Origin of the sequence: Paenibacillus pinistramenti, assembly GCF_005869875.1 — a bacterium.
In the GTDB taxonomy this organism is placed as follows: Bacteria; Bacillota; Bacilli; order Paenibacillales; family Paenibacillaceae; genus Fontibacillus; species Fontibacillus pinistramenti.
The window spans coordinates 89,183-109,077 of record NZ_VAWG01000013.1 but is presented as its reverse complement, the minus strand read 5'-3'; the positions used below and the strand labels follow the sequence as shown (position 1 = coordinate 109,077).

Annotated in this window: 13 protein-coding genes; 1 reads left to right on the top strand and 12 read right to left on the bottom strand. The window is 50.1% G+C overall.

Features of this window, described 5'->3' with window-relative positions:
• Positions 1-458 precede the first annotated feature (458 nt).
• The 10 genes from FCN15_RS14755 to FCN15_RS14710 form a co-directional block, all read right to left on the bottom strand.
• Positions 459-2,660: a sensor domain-containing protein gene (locus FCN15_RS14755; protein WP_238996698.1), complete on the bottom strand. Its 2,202-nt coding sequence runs from the start codon at positions 2,658-2,660 to the stop codon at positions 459-461.
• A gap of 296 nt (positions 2,661-2,956) precedes the next feature.
• A complete protein-coding gene (locus FCN15_RS14750) occupies positions 2,957-3,304 on the bottom strand; it encodes a hypothetical protein (RefSeq protein WP_138495751.1) in 348 nt (115 codons plus the stop codon).
• Positions 3,305-3,439: 135 nt separating this feature from the next.
• A complete protein-coding gene (gene moaA, locus FCN15_RS14745; RefSeq protein ID WP_138495750.1) occupies positions 3,440-4,459 on the bottom strand; it encodes a GTP 3',8-cyclase MoaA in 1,020 nt (339 codons plus the stop codon).
• Between the two features lie 120 nt (positions 4,460-4,579).
• Positions 4,580-5,584, bottom strand: coding sequence for a Gfo/Idh/MocA family protein (locus FCN15_RS14740; protein ID WP_138495749.1), 1,005 nt, complete (start codon positions 5,582-5,584; stop codon positions 4,580-4,582).
• Positions 5,585-5,985: 401 nt separating this feature from the next.
• Positions 5,986-9,402, bottom strand: coding sequence for a GH36-type glycosyl hydrolase domain-containing protein (locus FCN15_RS14735; protein WP_138495748.1), 3,417 nt, complete (start codon positions 9,400-9,402; stop codon positions 5,986-5,988).
• A gap of 146 nt (positions 9,403-9,548) precedes the next feature.
• Positions 9,549-11,714, bottom strand: coding sequence for a beta-glucosidase BglX (gene bglX, locus FCN15_RS14730; RefSeq protein WP_138495747.1), 2,166 nt, complete (start codon positions 11,712-11,714; stop codon positions 9,549-9,551).
• Between the two features lie 221 nt (positions 11,715-11,935).
• Positions 11,936-12,925, bottom strand: coding sequence for a LacI family DNA-binding transcriptional regulator (locus FCN15_RS14725; protein WP_138495746.1), 990 nt, complete (start codon positions 12,923-12,925; stop codon positions 11,936-11,938).
• A 40-nt stretch (positions 12,926-12,965) separates the two neighbouring features.
• Entirely contained in the window at positions 12,966-13,784 is an 819-nt protein-coding gene (locus FCN15_RS14720; RefSeq protein ID WP_138495745.1) for a carbohydrate ABC transporter permease, read from the bottom strand.
• Between the two features lie 17 nt (positions 13,785-13,801).
• A complete protein-coding gene (locus FCN15_RS14715) occupies positions 13,802-14,701 on the bottom strand; it encodes a carbohydrate ABC transporter permease (protein ID WP_138495744.1) in 900 nt (299 codons plus the stop codon).
• 187 nt (positions 14,702-14,888) lie between these two features.
• Entirely contained in the window at positions 14,889-16,130 is a 1,242-nt protein-coding gene (locus tag FCN15_RS14710; RefSeq protein ID WP_138495743.1) for a sugar ABC transporter substrate-binding protein, read from the bottom strand.
• Positions 16,131-16,536: 406 nt separating this feature from the next.
• On the opposite strand from FCN15_RS14710, the gene FCN15_RS14705 reads away from it, so the two are divergent.
• Entirely contained in the window at positions 16,537-17,460 is a 924-nt protein-coding gene (locus FCN15_RS14705; protein ID WP_138495759.1) for an AEC family transporter, read from the top strand.
• Between the two features lie 126 nt (positions 17,461-17,586).
• Here the strand turns inward: FCN15_RS14705 and FCN15_RS14700 are convergent, their stop codons facing one another.
• Both FCN15_RS14700 and FCN15_RS14695 read right to left on the bottom strand, forming a co-directional pair.
• Positions 17,587-18,543, bottom strand: coding sequence for a 3'-5' exoribonuclease YhaM family protein (locus FCN15_RS14700; protein ID WP_138495742.1), 957 nt, complete (start codon positions 18,541-18,543; stop codon positions 17,587-17,589).
• A 21-nt stretch (positions 18,544-18,564) separates the two neighbouring features.
• Positions 18,565-19,893 (bottom strand): DUF445 domain-containing protein, encoded by a 1,329-nt coding sequence (locus FCN15_RS14695; protein WP_138495741.1) that lies wholly within the window; start codon positions 19,891-19,893, stop codon positions 18,565-18,567.
• Positions 19,894-19,895: the final 2 nt, after the last annotated feature.

Here is a 19,895-nt window from a genome sequence, read left to right as displayed (position 1 = left end):
GCCAGCGTTCGTCCTGAGCCAGGATCAAACTCTCCATAAAAGTAAAGTTTGTAGCTCATTTTGAATCTGACGAGTTGTTACTCGTTGTTTATTTCTCACTCGTTGTTCAGTTTTCAAAGATCAAGTTCACTTTTGTTCTTCACCGCATCTCAGCGGCGACTTTTATAATATAACATACTTCCTGTCCTATTTGCAAGTTGAAACTTTTACCAGACAGCCAGTCATTTATTTGATTCAGCGACCGGACTATTACTATACCCTTTTTTAAGCATACATGCAAGCGATAATTTTTTTCTTTAACAATACTGGAGAAGACTAATGAGGACTAATAAGGTGTACTTAATAATAAAACTTAACAAAAAAACTCTTAGACTTAAACAAAAGTCCAAGAGTGCAAGGATTAGTTTGACTTTATAAGGCTGAGCTTTGTGGCCGGAATGTGTTGGCATTCAGGCCGCTCAATGGCTTCTAACTGATCGGCTGTCGATCCAGGCTAACAGCCGGTTCGCAGGCAAAGGCTGACTATAATAGTAACCTTGAACGACATCACACCCTAGAGAACGAAGGATATCAATCTGTTCTTTGGTTTCCACTCCTTCAGCCACAACCTCCTGATCCAGGCTGTGTGCCATAGCAATTATAGCTTCAACAATACTGCGGACCTTGGGATTGACGCCAATTCCATCAATTAAAGATTTATCGATCTTAAAGATCTGAAACGGTAAATTTTGAATCATTGAGAAGGTGGCATATCCGGTGCCAAAATCGTCAATGGCGATTTGGATTCCCATTTGTTCTATCGCCATAAAGAGCTTTAACTGCTGGTCTTCCTGCTGCTCAATATCTACCGTCTCCGTCATTTCCAGCTGAAGCATGCCGGGCGGATACCCCGTCTTTGAAAGAACCGCTTCAAGACTCCGCAGATAATCACATACCGCTAATTCCTTATTGGACACATTAATGGATATCGGAAAGGTTTGCCTTCCCGAATCCAGCCATAACCGGCCTGTACGGCAGGCCTGTTCCAGGACCCATTTTCCCAAAGGTACAATCAAGCCTGTTTCCTCGGCAATCGGAATAAATTCAGAAGGAGGAATGACTGCTCCATTCGGATCAATCCAGCGAATCAAGGCCTCCACTCCCCAGACTTTGCCGGTCTTGAGATGGATTTGCGGCTGGAAATAGAGAACAAAATCGTTCTGTTTGAGTGCAGCTGAGATTTCCTTTTCCATATAATAGGCGTGTTCCGCCTTCTTCTGCAGCTTATCGTTAAAAATGAAGAACTGGTTCCGCCCGTTCCGTTTTGCCTCATACATCGCTAAATCAGCGAACTGCAGCAGCTGTTCGGGGTTAGAACCATACTGCGGGAAGATGCAGATTCCAATACTGGCCGAAATCACAAAGGATTCCTCCATATGAATGAACGGCTCTCTTAAACCCTCAAGGATAGCCGAAGCCGCCGCAGCAATTGATGTTTCGGTGTCGGTGCCCTTATACAGCAGGGCAAATTCATCCCCGCCCAAGCGGGATATTACTTGTGCCGATAACGCTTTGCTCGTCAGAATCCGGCCGACATGCACCAGAAGCGCATCCCCGACAGGGTGACCGTGTGTATCATTAATCTCTTTGAAGCCGTCCAGGTCCATGAGCAGCAGGCTGACGTTCTCCCCGTCCATATCCGCTGACAGCACGAGCTCGGAAAGAGCTTCTTGAAACTTTCTCCGGTTGGCCAGTCCCGTAAGCGAGTCATGATAAGCCATATAAGTGATACGTTCACTGGCCTTAACGCCGCTGGTTATATCCCACATGAGGACATACTCGAACTGCTCTCCCGCATTCACGATCCGTTCCCGTACGACTTGGAGAATCCGCTGTTCTCTCCCCGGGACTGCAGTTGCCCAAATTTCTTCCTTGGTATCTCCGGCTGTTGAAGCTGTCTCCTTACAGGGACTGACAAGCTCCTCAAAGCGGGTGTGAATAAATTGAGATTTAGTCATCCCGAACAAGGCCAGGGAGGCTGAATTCGCCTCAACGATTTCTCTCTGCTGATTCAGAAGCACAATGGAAACCGGCGAGCGGTCATATAGAACCTTATATTTTCGCTCAATGGAAGGCAGGAATTCATATCGGGTCATTGCATACCGGATCATTATCGCAAATAAAAGCAGTCCAAGCGTACTAGGCTCGGGCATATCGAATCTATCTGATGTAACCAAATAATGATTAAAATACGCCAGACTGATGCACAGAACCCCGCCGCATATGAAAGCTCTCAGGATCAGGTAAATTTGTTTGCGCTTTTGAGGCAGGCTGTTGTTATTGACATACCGCATTCCGCAGTACAGAAAATAAACACAGGCAGCCAGCGTATAAAAGGCCGGAAGGATCTCGATCAGAAACGCCGCCGGACTAAGGAGTGTATCTTTCCAGGCTCCTCTTTCAGTAAAGGTTATATATACAAATTTAGAAGGAACAATATAGAAAATCGAAAAAAAGACAGGCAGGTAACTGCAGATAATCGTGCGTTTACGTGACCAATCCGCGAATCGTTCCGTCATGCGAATGGTGATATGTATAGCGAAAGACATGAGAAAAAAGGTCGGAATAAGCTTCAGCCAGACCGTAATAACCCCGATATAAGCTTCTAAAACTACATTCACAAGAAAGTCAGAGAAAAACAACAGCATGATCGAGTAAAAAAGATAAGAAGCAAGCTTGTTCAGCACCGTACGGTCGCGGATCCCAACCTCAACAGCTATATAGAAGAAAAAAAAGATAGGGACAAGATAACAAAGAAAAGAAAGTAAATACAGCCAGCCGGTCATCATGTAAGCCGTCACCTCTCTGCTAAGGCTGGAACCGAAGTTTGAAATAGAGTCTATCTTGCATTCTTCTATATCGGTCTTTTATATAATTCTTTAAAGATGGAACGCAAATATTTTAAGCATTGCAAAGCTTACTTCTTGTCCACTAAAAGGGATTCAATACGTTTAATTGTAAATGTATCTTTCAAAATATCCTCCGAGATCACCTTAAGCTTGAGGAGGCTCGTTATTTTTGCAGGATCGGCTTTGGACATCATTCTCCAGACGTCCGGGTCAGGCAGCGCTTGATAAAGCCGCTGATCATCGTACTCTTTTCGTTCCTGCTTGACGATTTTTACATGAAAGGCCCCAAAGTCGCATGCCTCAAGCGCCTGGTCAGAGCAGCTGCCCATAATCCCGGCGCGCAGTTCACTCAATTCCTGTTCAATTTCCTTCTGCTGCTGCTTCAGTTCGAAATAGCGTTTAACCATCTTCTCCATAAGCTCACTCCTTTGCAAATAGACTATGCGCAAAGCTAGCTTTATAGACTAAAAGAAAGTCAGCAGCATGCAAAAAAAAGCCGCCCGCAAACGATACGGCTCTAATAGCCGGCCCGTTCAGGCAGCTTGTTCAGTCTAACCCCCGATATGGGACATCTCCACTTTAGGCGGGTTGGAAGAATTGGAAGTAGAGTTGCGTCTTTCATCCGAATAGCGGTCATTTCTGCCCTGCCAAATATCAGCTGCATACTGCAGAATCTCTTTATCTGTCATGTCCGATCTTAGCTTGTCTCGCAGATCGTAGCCTTTGGCAGCGAACAGGCAGGTATAAAGCATGCCTTCCGCCGAAATCCGGGCTCTGGTGCAGTTCGAGCAGAAAGCATCGCTGACCGAAGAAATGACGCCAAGCTCCTCTCCCGTATCTGTGTAACGGAATCTGGAGGCGACTTCTCCTTTGTACAAAGGCTCTGCCGGTTCTATAGGTGTCTCTTTATGGATCAGCTCCAGAATCTGCTGCTTCGTAACTACATCATCAAGTCTCCAGCCATTGGAGTTGCCAACATCCATAAATTCGATAAAACGCAGAATATGCCTGCGTGCGCGGAAATAGGCGGCCATGTCCAGAATATCCTGGTCATTGACTCCCTTTTGCACAACCATGTTCACCTTAACCTGCAATCCGGCTTCCGCCGCCGCTTCAATGCCGTCCAGCACCGCCTGGACACTGCTTCTGTTCCCGTTCATATATCGAAAGGTCTTGTCATTCAAAGAATCCAGGCTGACGTTAACCCGTCCTATTCCGGCCTCTTTGAGCTCTGCCGCAAATTTGGGCAGCAGCACCCCGTTTGTCGTCAAGGCGATATCCTTGATTCCGGGAATGGGCTTGAGCATTTGGATCAGGGCTGGAAGATCTTTGCGGAGCAGCGGTTCACCGCCGGTAATTCTAAGTTTGGTTACACCAAGCTCAGCAAATATGGCTGCCGTTCTGGCGATCTCTTCAAAACTCAGCACTTTATCCTTTGGTAAAAAGGGATAATCCGGCCCGAAAATCTCAGCCGGCATGCAGTAACGGCAGCGGAAGTTACACCGGTCCGTTACGGATATCCTTAGGTCTCGTAAGGGGCGGTTATATAAGTCATGAACGGGCCTGCCCATTATCCTCACCTCATTACGTCTGTTTATTAACCTATGATACGTTAAAAGCACAAACGGTTAAAGCACGACAAGTTATTTGGACTGTAAACATTTGTATCTTCAATAATTATGACAGAATTCCTAAAGCCAAACCACCTGTTTCTCCGCTGCCGAACGGTTAGCGGCTTCCATTAGTGAAGTGAGCTGGGCGGCAATCATGATATTGGTTTCGGCGGCTGTACCTGACTGAATATGATCGATCCACTGTTCAAAGGCGCTTTCCCGGTTCGGCTTCAAGGGGAGCTCTGCCCATGCCTGCTCAGGCAGCGGATCAAGACCTTCTGCCTCTGCACTGGTTCTCAGCAGCAGCTTCGCCTCCGGCGTTCCGTAAAGCAGCGTCCCGTCAGTCCCGTGTACTTCAATTGAGAAAGGCGAATGGCTGTTGACAAACCCGGCCTCCACCACCCCAATAGCTCCCGAAGCTGTAAAAAGGGTGACGACCGCATTATCCTCTACTTCCCTGCCGGTCACATACCCAAAATTAGCGCTGACTCCCGTGACAGGCTCGCCGAGAAACAGATTCGTCAAATACATCGGATGGCAGCCCAAATCGATTAAGGCCCCGCCTTGGCACTGGTCCAGCTTATAAAAATGCTCCGGAAGCCAGCCAGCGGTTGCTCCATTATGCGACAAACGGACTCGGACAGTGGTAATCTTCCCCAGCCATTTCCGGTCCAGAATATCCTGAATCGTTAACGTATAGCCGTCATTTAAGCGAGGCAGCGAAACAGTGAGCTTGAGGTGCTGCTTGTTCACTTCCTGCAGAATGTCGTCTGCGTCCTGACGCGTGGCGGCAAGTACTTTTTCCGTAAAAATATGTTTACCGGCCTGCGCGGCAGCCAGCATCACTTCGCGGTGCATATTTGTGGGTGTATCTACGATCACGCCGTCGATGTCATTACGGTTCAGCAGCTCACCGAGCGAATCCATATAGGGAACGCCCAGACGTTCAGCCGCCTCACGGCCGCGCCGGGCATCTTCGTCCCAAACCGCTGTTATGATGGTATCCGGATGCTCCTGCGCCTGCTTGGCATAATCCCAGGCATGCACATGCCAAAAGCTGACCATTCCGACTCTTATGCTCATTTCCTTGTCCCCTCCGGTATTCATTATTCTGACAGCCACCTCTAAAATAGCATAAACTGAAACGCTTCCATACTAAACTTACCCTAATTTGCCGTCCTGCAAATGCAGAACCCGGTCACAATACGCGGTGCCGCAGATCCAGACGCTTTCATATATTCAATCGCCTTTCAGAAAGCCGGTTCGTTCCTTGCTGAAATCAGATAGAGTATAGCATCTCAGAAAAGACAATATCTAAATCCGGTACATATACCTTACCTACCTAACCTGAATGTGATTTGAGATGGACATACGTGCCGAAATAATTTTGCATCAGGAGTTAAAGATATGACGATAGGTATAAGAGAAAAAGCCCTCTCCCAAAGCATTTTAGGCTTCTAAGGAGAGGGCTTTTGGTGCAGGTTTTACATAAGAATCTCGATCATCGCACGTCCTTCCGGCTCCCGGATGTGCTGGTCAAATTCCGTCCGTTTGATGCGCAGGCCACCTGGCCGATAAGGATTTGGAATCCGCTCAGCGGCCGCTTGCGTGCCGTTAATCGTTACTCCGCTGACCTCACCTGTCTTAATCCGGTAAACAAAGGTTACCGGGGCTCCCGCATACTCGAAGTCGAAAGCAGTACCATCGAGCCCCTCCGGCAGTACCGGATCAACAATCAGGTCGCCGCCTTCCTCCCGGATGCCAAGGACTCTGGAGATCAGCTGGTTCATATAGATTCCCGGACCGCTGGAATAAATGCGCCAGCCTCCTTTGACCTGCACCTTTCCTTCCCGCAGCTCGCCAAAACGCTCCTGCGCTTCATACCGGGTGCTGAACTCCCCGTCGGAGCTGCTGAAATAAGCGTTGCTCTGGCGCCGCTGTGCATTTGGGACTACATCCCGAATGCCAATAGGGTTGATAACAGCCAGGCCGTTCCAGGCCTGCTCGGCTTTACCGATCTTCGCCATCGCCTCCACATACCGGATGTGCGCATGCACATACTGCAGACCGATTTCACGGCCAAAGTTGGCCGCCTGTTCGGCTCGTTTAAAGTGAACACTGACGCCCCCGACATATTGCGCCGGACGATTCATGAGACGCACGCCGTCAGGGCAAAGCAGCTTCTCCTGAATAAGCTCATAATGAGCTTTCATTTGCTCAGGCGACAGCAGTTCGCTGATCATACTGCGGGTCATCGGCAGCAGCCTGAATTGAATCCCTGTCTCCTCATCCGTCGGATGCAGCATCCGCTTGGCTTCCTCCGGATTCTCAAAATACAGAAAACCCGGAATGACCTCCGTATCCAGCATATAACGGTTGAAATCACGTTTAATCCCTTCAGCAAGCCTAGACAACTCTCCGGACCATTCCGAATCCGTATCCTTAAGTATATTTGAAAGCTGGGTTACTGCCTGGTAAGTTAACGCCACCGTCCAGCTGCTGACCATAAACTGCTTCAGCTGCGCATTAGCCGGCTGTAACGTGTCGTCCCAATCTCCATCTCCATAAGAGGACAGGAACGTATCGTGCAGGAAATGCTCCCGGATATAGCCGATCTCCTTCTTCAAGTGCTCCCGCAGCGGTGCTGCCTCTGTGAACTCAAAGCCATGCTTACGGGTATATGGAATTTGCTCGTCCAATATCGCAAAATCGCGGGTCGCCGCCAAATAGTCGCTGACCACCTTCAGCGGCCAGACAATGATGTCCCCGTGGCTTTCTTCCTGCTGTATTGAGGCATATTGATCAAACATAAACCACTGCGGCCAGTTGCCGTCTTCTTCATATTGGTGGGCAAACAAAGTCTTCAATATATCACGAACCTGTTGATAGTTATGCGTAGCCATGAAATATTCAACCGGCCCCTGGCAAACATCGCGTGTCCCCCAAGCGGCACCTCCGTACTGCTCCAATCCATGCGGTACAGAATAATGGACAAGCATGTTATGCGTATACCACCACGCGAGGGCGTTTACTTTAAACAGCTCTTCTTCCTGCCCGGAAGCAGACTTCAGACGGAAACCGTTCATTACCCCGGCGTAAAACTCCCTGTATCTGCGTATTTCCTCCGCTGCCGGACGCTCCTGCACCGGAAGGTCTCCTCCATTCAGCAGGCCCTGCATGGTCAGCGTCCATTCGGAAGCGGGCGCAAGCTCCAGCACAACCAGTGAAGCGCTGCCCGGCTCCGCCCCTTGAACTAGAAGCTCCTCGTTTCCAAGTTTGTAACCCGTTCCTTCCACACTCATCCGGTACTGCAGATTTGGATAGACACCGGCGCTCAAAGAACTCTCGTCCGCCCGGAAGGTCAACACACCGGATGCTGCATCCTTTTTCAGATGAAAGGGCACTTCATATTCATTCACGTTCATCGTAATTTGATTGCTGATCAGATAGCGGTAAGCAGCGCCGCTTACGGCAGAGACCTGCAGACGGACTTCAGGTGAATCCACTGTTGTGTAATTTGTAATGATAAAGGTCTCGGATGTCGTTTTATAATACCAGCGGGTATAGTTAAAACCCATTTCAAACAGCGAAGGCATGGTGAGCAGACGGTATTTGCCGTTCACTTCTACATACAGCCGCTGGCCCGATGTTTTAGAAACATTCAGAGCGTTCCGCGCGTTGCTCATCATTTTGTTAAAATTCGTATTTCCCACGGACAGCTGAGAGTTAAACAGACCGTACATATAGGTATTAGTGGTTATAACCTCGGGATTCATCCTTGCGTTATCCCCGCTCATCAGGATATGCCCGTGCGGCCGCTCTACGCGAAGCTCCTTCTCTTTCAGAACTACATGCTCATAAGTCTCCGTGAAAAAAGACACCAGCTGCCCGCCTTCAAACTCCTCCTGTTTCCGCTCAGGAAACAACCGGTCAAGCTCTTCCGGCAGCATGGAGAGGGTTTGCAGCGGCTCCCCGATCGCCGCAGCTCGGGAGATCAGCGGCTGCCAGTCCGTATCGGCTCTATCTTGCTCCCCGGAATCCTCAGCCGTGAACGGAGAAGGCTCATCCGCTTTGGCCTCTCTCCATGCCTGTTTGATAACATCTCCAAATTCCAGTTCGGAAATGGCTTCCGGATGATCGTCCTTGAACAGGCCGTAAAACACATAACGGCTTTGCCCGTTCAGTTCGCTTTTGGCCGATTGCAGCGCCGTGTACGCAAATTCGTATTGATAAACTTCGTTGGCCAGATTGGCTTTGTATAAACTTTCCGGAAGGTTGGTTTCCTTGTAGGACAAGCCGAAGAATTGAAAGCCATCGGTAGAGAAACCCGCTGCACGGGTCAATGAGCCCTGCTGAAGATAGGGAAATTTGCCTCCCTGCGGCTGATTTTGTCTGGAACAAACGGCATAATTTCCGGTTTCATCCTTAAACACAGCGTGGTCGATATATTGGGACAAATAGGCTTCATTGCCGCGGACAGCTCCCGGATGAGCCAAGCCAACATCCTGTCCATAAATCAGATCTACAGGAACACCGGTGCCTTGCACGCGCACATCCCAGAACCAGACCTCATAGCCAGTCAGCGTAAAAACAACTTCGTATCTCACACCTTCAGCACCTGCTGCCTCGGACTGAATCCGGCCGGACCAGATCATCCGGTTGTTACCAAGGCGGCGGAAACGGCTTGCAGACTGCACACCGAGCAGCGGATAAGCTTCAATCCCGCGTTCTCCGTGAAGTCTGAGAAACAAATTGCCGGCAGCCCCATCCACCGGATTGCCCGTCAATTGATTGATCAGAAATTCTCCACCGCTGGCCTGCCGGAGGTCACCGCTGCTTAGAAAATCGAATTGGAGTTCACCCTTTCGAAGTGAAAGCTTGGATTCGGTTACAGTTGTCATTCTTCTCACGTCCTTTTATTCTCTCTTTCGGTCCAGAGCCGTGTGTGGCAGTATTCGTTATCTGACATGCAGTCATTACATATAGAAATAAGTATAGAGATAAGAGTTAAGAGTTAAGAAACAAGAAATAGGGCTAAGCTGAACGTTTAAAGCAGCCGGAAATCGGCCTCCTGTACGTCCCGGCTGCTGGTTCCGATAAACAGCTTGAAAGCGCCGGGATCACTGCGGAAGGACAAGTCGCTGTGGTGGTACCGCAGCATACTTTCGTCGATTTCAAACGAGACTTCCCGGCTTTCGCCAGGAGCCAGCTCCACCTGCTGGAATGCTTTGAGTTCCTTCAATGGCCGTACGACTTCACCCGCCATGTCCCGGATATAGAGCTGTACCGTTTCGGTTCCTGCCATGCTGCCCGTATTGGTAACCGTCACGGACACCTGCAGCGGCTGCTGGGATGTCAACGAATTGGAAGACAGCTCCGGTTTGCCGTAAGCAAATGTGGTGTAGCTTAGCCCGTACCCGAATGGCAGCAGCGCTTCATTCGGAAGGTCCAAATACTGTGACACATAACGAATCTGGGCATCCGGTGCGCCCTGCGGACGGCCGGTATTGAAATGGTTATAATAAACCGGAATTTGTCCGGTGGAATACGGGAACGACATCGTGAGTTTGCCGGACGGATTCACGGCTCCATACAGCAGATCGGCAATAGCCAGACCGCCTTCACTGCCCGGGAACCAGGCCTCAAGGACGGCGCCGGCTTCATCCAGGACGCCGCTCAGATCCAGCGGTCGTCCGTTAAAGAGCACGACCGCCAGCGGTTTGCCGAGCTGCTTCATACGCTTAAGCAGCTCAAGCTGGGCCTGCGGCAGCCGGATATCCCCCCGGCTGCCCGCTTCCCCGCTCATCTCGGAGGCCTCGCCGAGCGCGAGCACAATCACGTCCGCCGCTTCCGCTGCAGCGGCGGCCTCCTGCGCCAGCGCTTCCTCAAACGTGTCGATGCCGCAGCCTGCGGCAATCGTCACGGATGCCGCGTCAGCGCTGGCAGCCTGCATGGCGGCGCCCAGCCGCGCCGCCGTCTCCTGCGATCCGGTCCAGGACCACGGACCGAGAATATCGCCGCTGTCGGCAAACGGGCCGATCAGCGCCACACGCTGCTGCCGGTCAAGCGGCAGCAGCCCGTCGTTCTTCAGCAGCACGCACGACTTCGCCGCCAGCTCGCGTGAAACGGCGCGGTGCTCGCTGCTGTAAACCAGCTTCCGCTCCAGCTCGGGATCCGCGCCGCGGGCCGGACGCTCAAACAATCCGAGCTTCTCCTTCAGCTCCAGAATCCGGAGCACCGCTTCATCAATCAGCTTCTCCTCGATGAGCCCTTCGGCAACCAGCTGGGGCAGATAATGCACATAACAGGAGGTCATCATTTCAATATCCACTCCGGCCTGCAGCGCCTTCAGCGCCGCTTCCCGCTCATCTTCCGCCACGCCATGCGGGATCAGTTCCTTCACTGCCCCCCAATCGGAGATTAATACGCCGTTAAATCCCCATTCTTCCCGGAGCAGCTGCCGCATCAGCTTGCGGTTGCCGGTGGCTGGAATACCGTCCAGCGTATTAAAGGATGTCATCACCATTTCCGCCCCTGCATCTAAAGCGGCCTTATACCCCGGCAAGTAGGATTCACGCAGCTTCAGCTCCGATAGATCAACCGTGTTATAGTCCCGGCCGCCTTCTGCAAGTCCATAAGCAGCAAAATGTTTGACACACGCCGCCACCCGGTCCGTCTCATTCCGCAAATCATCTCCTTGAAAACCCTGGACAAAAGCCTTAGCGAAAAGCGAGTTGAGGCAAGGGTCTTCTCCTGTCGACTCCATTACCCGCCCCCAGCGGGGATCGCGCACCAGATCAACCATAGGAGCAAAGGTGACATGAACGCCGGAGACGGCAGCTTCTCTCGCTGCAATTTCTGCACTTTTCCGGGCAAGCTCCAGATCCCAGGAGCAGCCGATAGCAAGCGGCACCGGGAAAATGGTCTTGAACCCGTGAACAATATCCGCCATGATCAGCAGCGGAATGCCAAGTCGGTTGTTCTCCAGATGAGCCTGCTGGACAGCCAGCACTTCCTCGGCTCCAGCCAGCCCCAGCACAGAGCCGGCATTGTCCACCTGCGCTTCGGTGATACCCAGACTTTTCATCGGCCCTGTAATCTGCCCGCTGTCCTTGGCCCCTTTGAAGAAAGGCACGGCAAGCTGCAGCAGCTGAGCGGTTTTCTCTTCAAGGGTCATTTTGTTTAGATATTCTGTAACTAGTCGGCTCCTCATCCTTGTCCCTCCATACAGGCAGTATTCGAAACGTTTCTAACTATAAATTTAAAGTAAAATAAAGGGATTTAATTCTAAGTATTCTTCTAAATATCGAAACGTTTCTATTTGTTTCCAAATTTTTTTCATACCTTCTCCGATTTCTCTTCATTCATGAAGCAAGCGGCGCCGATCAAGCATCTGACAAGCACCGCCTACCGGCGGAGTCGGAATGGCGACGTTTAAGTCTGCTTTACCGAATTCCGCCGGACAAGCTCCACTTTCAGCTTATAAGCATTGTTGACTTCTTCCCCGTTTAACATTTGAAACAGCAGATGGCCGGCCAGCGATCCGGATTCGTACATGGGCTGATGAATTGTCGTAAGGGGAGGATGAACATATTCCGCAAGCTGGATATCGTCAAAACCAATAACCGATAGCTCCTCCGGGATTGAAATTCCGCCCTCCTCCAGCGCCTTCATGCCCCCAACCGCCATTTCATCATTAGCGTAAAATATAGCCGAAGGCAGTTCACCCTGCATCATCATCATTTTGGTCGCCTTATAGCCGCCTTCGCGGATAAAGTTACCGCTGAGCCTCCATTTGGCTTTCTCCTCAAGCCCAGCTTCGCGCATGGCACGAAGAAACCCCTGGTAGCGCAGGGCGTTGTCAAATGAGTTTGACGGGCCGCTGATATAAGCAATCTGGCGATGGCCCTGCTCAATCAGGAACCGGGTGGCATCATATCCGCCCTGTTCTCCGTCAACAACGACGCTGATCAATCCATCGCCGTTTGTATTCCGGTCCATGACCACAATCGGGAAAGCAGCATTGGCCGAGCTCAGCAGAATTTCATCGGTGATGTTGTGCGCCAGCACAATAGCTCCGTCAACCCTTTTTTCCCTTAAGAAACGGACGGCCGTCGAGTCTTTGCCCCCCATGGAGCTGCAGGCAATCAGATCGTACCCGTTCGATAGGGCCACGTCCTGCACACTGCGGATTAATTCAGAATAGTAAGGACCGGACAGATCCGTAAGAATCAAAGCAATTGTATTTGTACGGCTGCGCTTTAGATCCATGGCAAAACCATTTTTCCGATAGTTGAGCTGTCGTGCTGCCTCCAGGACCTTCTCCCGTGTCTTCGGACTCACCTTGCTGTCCCCGCTCAAAGCGTATGAAGCTGTAGATAAGGCGACTCCCGCCAATTTTGCCACATCTTTAATCGTAGCCATTTCATCCAATCCTTCCCAATCCTTGCATAGTCTACTTCTTTTATTTCATCCCTGAGATCGTATATCCTTCAATAATATGCTTCTGGAAGAAAGTAAAAATGATAATAATCGGTACAACCATAAATGCCGCACCCGCCATCTGCAAGCCGAATTCAGTTCCGTACTGCCCTTTGAGCAGTGACAGGCCAACTGATAAGGTATACAGCTTCTCATCATTGGCAATAATCAGCGGCCAGAGGAAGCTGTTCCACGCACCGATAAAGGTCAGAATCGCTTGAACCGCAAACACAGGTTTAACTACCGGAAGAATCAAGGTGAAGAAAATCCGGAATTCCCCTGACCCGTCTAGCCGGGCGGCTTCAATCAAGTCTGTCGGAATTGTCGCCATAAACTGGCGGAACAGGAAGATCCCGAAAGCGCCGACCAGTCCGGGCAGTACAATCCCCGCCATCGTATTAACCAATCCCATTTTGTTGATAATCAGGTAGGTCGGAATCATCGTCACCTGCCCCGGAATCATCATGGTAGCGAGAATGAGATAGAAGAATCCATTTTTCCCCGGAAAATGAAACTTCGCAAACGCGTAACCGGCGAGTGCATTCAGAAACAGCCCGACAAACGAGCAGATCACAATAATTAGTGTATTCTTTAAATACACGAAGAAATCCATCTCCGTAAACAACCGGCTGTAATTGTTCCAGGTCGGGTGATGCGGAATAATGGTCGGCGGAATCACCGTAAATTCATTCTCCGGCTTAAATGACGAGCCGAGCATCCAGATGAACGGAACCATCATCAGAATGCCGCCCAGAATCAGCAGCGTTACCATAACGCCTTTTTCAATCTTTTTGACGGCCATGCCGGTTCTCCTCCTTCTTAATACTCGACTTCTTTCCTTCTCACCGCAAACTGCACGATCGTTGCCAGAATAATGATGACAAACAGGACAAACGAACCCGAAGCGGCATAACCGAAATTGCTCAGCTTAAAGCCGTTATTGTAAATGAACAGCGCCAGCGACATGGTCGCGTTCAGCGGTCCGCCTTTTGTCATCACAAACGGTTCTTCGAAGAATTGAATCCAGCCGATCAGCGTTGTAATCGTAACGAAGAAAGTCGCAAAGCTCAGGAGCGGAATCGTAATGTAACGCAGCTTCTTCCAGCCCGTAGCCCCGTCAATTTCGGCTGCTTCATAATAAGAACGCGGAATCCCCTGCAGGGCCGCCAAGAAAATAATCATGTTCAGGCCGATGGCTTTCCAAAGCGCAAGCAGAATCAAGGAATATTTCGCAAGCGCCGGATCCTGCAGCCACTGCTGCGCCGGGAGACCGAACCATGACAGTATATAGTTAAAAAGGCCGTAACTGCCGTTATATAAATAACCCCACACAACGGCAACAGCCACAATATTCGTAATGGAAGGCATGTAATAGATAACACGGAATGTCTTAAACAGCCAGCTTGTGCCGTAATTGAGCAGCAGAGCTACCGCCATCGCGCATATAACCACCAGCGGTACCCCGACAACCACATAAATAAGCGTGTTGAATAACGCTTTCAGAAACACAGGATCTTTAAAAATATTGATATAGTTGTCAAAACCGACCCCGCGGATATTGGAGTAGTCGGCCAGACCGATCAGGTCCATATTCGTAAAACTGATGACCAGCGCAATGATAATCGGAACAATCGAGAATACAACAAGCAGCAGCACGGCCGGAGCTATAAACAGATATGGATATTTATTTTTGTTCCACTGTTTCGCAAATTCCCTCATCCTCTTCACCCCTTTGGTTTCTTCCCAAGGAATACTGCCTTTGCAGCAGCAAAAGCATACAGCCGGGACCCGCTCCTTCTTGCGGCGTTGCCCCGGCGCAGCTAATCATACACCCCGAGGAAAATCCTCTGGTGCCCACACCTCCGGACTGAGCCGTCTGTGTGCTTCCAAGCCAATTCTCTGCTTCTTATTTGCCGAGAATTTCCTTCGCTTTATCGTTCAGCTTATCCATCTCGGTCTGCGTATCTGCACCGCCGACCGTGATTTGCTCAAAGGATGCGATAACGGCCTGGGCAATCGTTTCCCATTCCTTGATTTGCGGAGCTGGACGGGCCGTTTCAAGCTGTTTGCCGAACGCTGCGATCATCGGATCGCTGAAAGCCTGATCATCCCATGCCGTTTTGAGGGCAGGCAGCGAGTTCGACGTTTCATAGTACTTCAGCTGAGCTTCCGTATCCGACAAGAAGGAAATAAACTTGGCTGCTTCGTCTTTGTTATTGCTGTAGTTAAAGATCGAGAGATCGGAGCCGCCAATCGAAGAATCGTTATTTTCTTTCGCCGGGAGGGTCGTTACCGTCCATTTGCCGTCAATTTCAGGGTCTTTCTCTTTAATTGTTTGAATCATCCAAGGTCCGCTGATGAACATAGGAATTGTTCCGTCTTTAAACGCTGTAGTGGTATCCAGATCCGTGCCTGAAGGCGTCAGCTTTTCATCAAAGAAGCTCTTCAAGTAATTGATCGTTTCCACATATTTAGGTTCATTGAAATGCGGCTGGCCCTGGTCGTCGATAAAATCGCTGCCGTTCTGCCAGGCAAAGATTGCAGCCGTAATCTGGTCTTTGCCGTCAATGGTAATGCCATAGTGTCCGGCACCTCCTTTAGCCACCAGTTGCTGTGAGGCGTCCTTCAGCTCATCCCAGGTTTTAGGCCCTTCCGGATAACCTACTTCACCCAGCAGGTCCGTGCGGTAGAACAAGGAGCGTGTCTCTACGTACCAAGGAATCCCTACTGTCTTACCGTCGAATTGACCTGTCTGCACGGCACCGTCGTAGAAGTTCTCTGCTTTCAAATTCGGATATTTCTCGATGTAAGGCGCCATATCGGCAAGCGCGCCTGCAGCGGCAAACTCAGGTATCCAAGTAGTACCCATTTGGACAACGTCCGGTCCATTTTTCGAAGCAACGGCTGTCAGAAGCTTGTCATGGGCAGAATCCCAAGGAATCGCCTGAACCTCTACCTTAATCCCCGGGTTCTCCTTCTCATACATTTCGGCAAGCGGTTCTACCGTATCTGTGGTGCCCATAAACCAGACCTTCAGCGTTTTGCTGCTTCCCGATCCGGAATTGGAATTGTTTGAGCCGCAGCCTGCCAATACCAATGAGAAAGTCAATACTGCAGCAAGCATCGTGCCCCAAGTTTTTTTCTTCATCCTTTTCACCCCGTTTTTAGTTTGAAAAACCTGATCAACCAAAAAATGAATGCCCTTTCTTCGAAACGTTTCGATTTAATTTCAAAAAAAATGTCCGCTATTTTCGATTGTAAAATGGCTAAACAAAGACCAATCAATCGAATCAGGCTGTAAAAGCAGTCGAAATCAGGTCCGAATAGTCCCTTTGTAAATCGTCCCCATAAAAACATCGAGGCAAGATCCTTTCGACTCTTCTGTAAATTCGAAACGTTTCAACAACCACATTATAATCTGCTTTGGTAGCGATTTCAAGTTGAATTTTGGATAAAATTTTAATTTTGTTAAGCCGCATCACCTGATTAGCGTGATATAATGACAAAGCCTTGTAAACAAGAACCTTTTTCAGAAAAGAGATGAATTGAGCCCCATGGTTGCCGATATTTTGCTTCAGGTGGTCCTGCCCATCTTTGTACTGATCGGAATCGGTTCGATCATGCAGTACATTTTTAGGCTTGACCTGTACACTTTGACCAAGATCAACTTTTATTTCATTACTCCTGCTGCCGTGTTTATCAGCATGTATGAATCGGAGATGTCGCCTTCGCTGCTCGGCAGCGTCGCTTTATTTTATTCCCTTTATGTGCTGATTCTGTATTTGGCAGGGAGCCTGGTTTCGCGCCAGCGCAAATTTTCAAGAGGCATGAAGGCGGCCTTCGTGAACAGTCTTATCTTAGATAACTCGGGGAACTATGGTCTGCCGGTCAACAATCTGGCCTTCAGGGGCGATCCGATGGCAGGGTCTGTTCAAGCGCTCATCATGGCCTTCCAAAGCCTGCTGACCTTTACCTACGGCGTTATTTCCATCCAGGGCGCCAAGAGCAACGGATTGTACCGGGAAGCGATTAAAGGGTTCCTCAAAATGCCTGTCCCTTACGCGCTTGTGCTTGGTTTGATCTGGCATCTGCTTGACCTGCCTGTCCCGGATTTTATTTATCAGCCTCTGCTGTATGGAGATAAGTCTATGGTGGCTGTAGCCCTGCTGACGCTTGGCGCGCAAATTGTTAAATACCCGCTTCGGCTGGAACGGATTGATGTTTACCTGAGCGTGGGGCTGCGCCTGCTGTTTGCGCCGGCTGTCGGCTTCTTGCTAATTCTCCTGCTTGATCTTAAGGGCATTCCGGCTCAAGCGCTGCTGATCGCATCGGGGATGCCCGTTGGCGTGAACACCTCCATTCTCGCTGAAGAGTATCAAAATGAACCGGATTTCGCCGCCCAAACGATTTTGGTTTCGACCATTCTGAATGTCATAACAATTACCGGGCTGATCTCCTTGTCAGATTACGTAGCATGAGCCCGGCTGCAAACCGTGCGAATAGTGGAGATAAAGATACCAAAAAGCACCCGGCGGTTCAGGACAAACGGTCCTTACACCTCGGGTGCTGTTTTAGCTTCGTATTAACTTATACACGTCTAAACGTCAAATTTTTACGCGGTACACCGCTTTGTTCTCCAAACCGCGGATAAACGGCGTCCAGGGCTCATGCTCCGGCGTCGTATCAAGCGCATCCTCCACCATTTGAAGCTTCGCATCCAGCGCATCAATATGATGCAGTGCGACCGCCTCCGGAATTTGCGGCTGAACCGGGCTGCCCCATTCCCCTAAATTGTGATGCGACAGCACCAGATGCTGCAGCGCGATCACTTTCTCCGAGTCCAGATCAATATCCAGCCGGACCGCGGCTTCCGTAATCCAGTTGGAGGCCATGGAAATATGCCCGACAAGCTTCCCTTTGACGCTGTAATCCGACACGATGCCCAGCTGGGCGATCATCTCCTCAGGCTTAGCGATGTCATGCAGAATAATGCCCGACTTAATGAAATCCGGATTTAGAAAAGGGCGCTGTCTGCACAGAAACTCCCCGATCTCCAGCATCCGGACCATATGGTAAGCCAATCCTGCAAAATAGGCATGGTGATGAGTTTTCGCCGCCGGGTAATGCATCAGCCTCTCTTCCACTTTCCCCACACAGAAAGAAACGATCGACCGGATCTCGTCATCCTGAATGCTGGAGGCTGCCTGCTTGATCGTATGCACCAGATCCACGGGGCGGATCGGAGCCGAGCGGATAAAATCGGTTAAATTGACTCCATCCGCATCAGACGCAGGGCGAATCTGCATAATCTTGATCTGCAGCCGCTCCCGGTAGGTCTGCACAAGCCCTCTGACCTTGACGAGCCCCATGGGGAAAAAAGTCTCTTTGTCCGCTTGTGAGGCGTCCCAAAGCTTGGCCGGCAGCTGCCCTGTTGCATCGCACAGCACCAGATCCAAATAGTCTTTGGGGGGCGTTGCGTTGGTCTGTTTGATTTCGAGTTCCTTAATAAGATAAAATCCCGTAAATTCATCCCCGCTGGCTAAATCTTTAACTAATGTCATGCTGCTATTTCCCCTCTCCTGTCAGGCACCGAACCAGTGCAGCAGCGGTTGATACACTCCATAAAGCAGGATATAAAAAGCCGCTCCCAGAGCAGCGCCCACCAAAGCGCCGTTCAGCCGGATTCGCTGCAGATCCGTTTCTACTTTGCTCTCTACAAATTCCGCCAATCGTTCTTCTGTGAATGTATTTAAAGTCGTTCGCACGATTTGGCCTACAAGCGAATGCTCCGTTTCAATCAGATTGTGCACAAACGGCTGCACATAGCCTTCCAGCCAGTCCTTGATTTCACGGTCTTGCCTGAACCAATCCCAATAGCTCTGAACAAACCCGATTACAAACTCTTTAATCTGAAGACTTGTAATCCCCTGTACATGCTCTTCCGGTTTCTGGTTCAAGAGCTGTTCTCTGATATGAGTTAACAAAGCTTGAATGGACGGCAGCAAGGAGACCTTCTGGAGCAGCTCATTCTTCCAGGTATTCAGTACAGCTGACAGATCTTCGCGTTCCTCCAGCTCGGAGGCCAGCTTATACAGCATTTCTGTCGTGAGCTTGCGCAGCTCGTGCTCAGGGTCCTTCAGGCCCGCCATAAATCGCTGCAGATCATCATACAGCACCTGTGCCGCATCATCAAGGTTAAAAGCGTCCGAGGACTGCGCGATTTCGAACAGACTTTTCTTGAACCATCTGGCAAAAGCGCCTCCTGTATTCAGCACCTGCTCTTTCTCTTTGTTCAGCATATCCTTGATCTGCTGTTTGGTCTGTTCTTCGTTAGATAGCCGGCCGGCTGCCAGCTCCACGAGCTGGGTAAGCAGGCTTTGAAATTGCGTATTGTCCAGCAGCCAGCGCAGCCCCCGCCCCGCATAGGGCGACAAATCAGCATGCTGCAGACTGTTTCTCAGCTGCTTATCGAGCTTCAACGAAAGCTCTTCCAGATTCATTTGTCTGGCCAGGGACAGAACCAGATTCCAGACCTGCTCCCCCAGCTTGGATGACTCCCCGCTGCGTTCCACCAGTTTAACAGCCATATCAACCAAATGATACTGCTGTACTTTCTCCTTCAACACCTTTTTGCTCAGCAGCTGCTCTTCTACCATAATCACAACACCGTCAACCAGTTTGTCACGATTTCTAGGAATGATCGCTGTGTGAGGCAGCATCTTCAATCCAAGAGGATGCCTGAACAAGGCCGTAATCGCAAACAAATCCGCCAGTGCGCCAACAAGCCCTGCTTCCGCGCAATACAGCAGCAGCTGAGGCCACCACTGCCCAGGATAGAAGTGGGCGCAGATCAGTGCAGCAGCGAATAATAGGGCCAGCAGAAGCAGGCTGATATTTGCTCTTCTTCTCATTT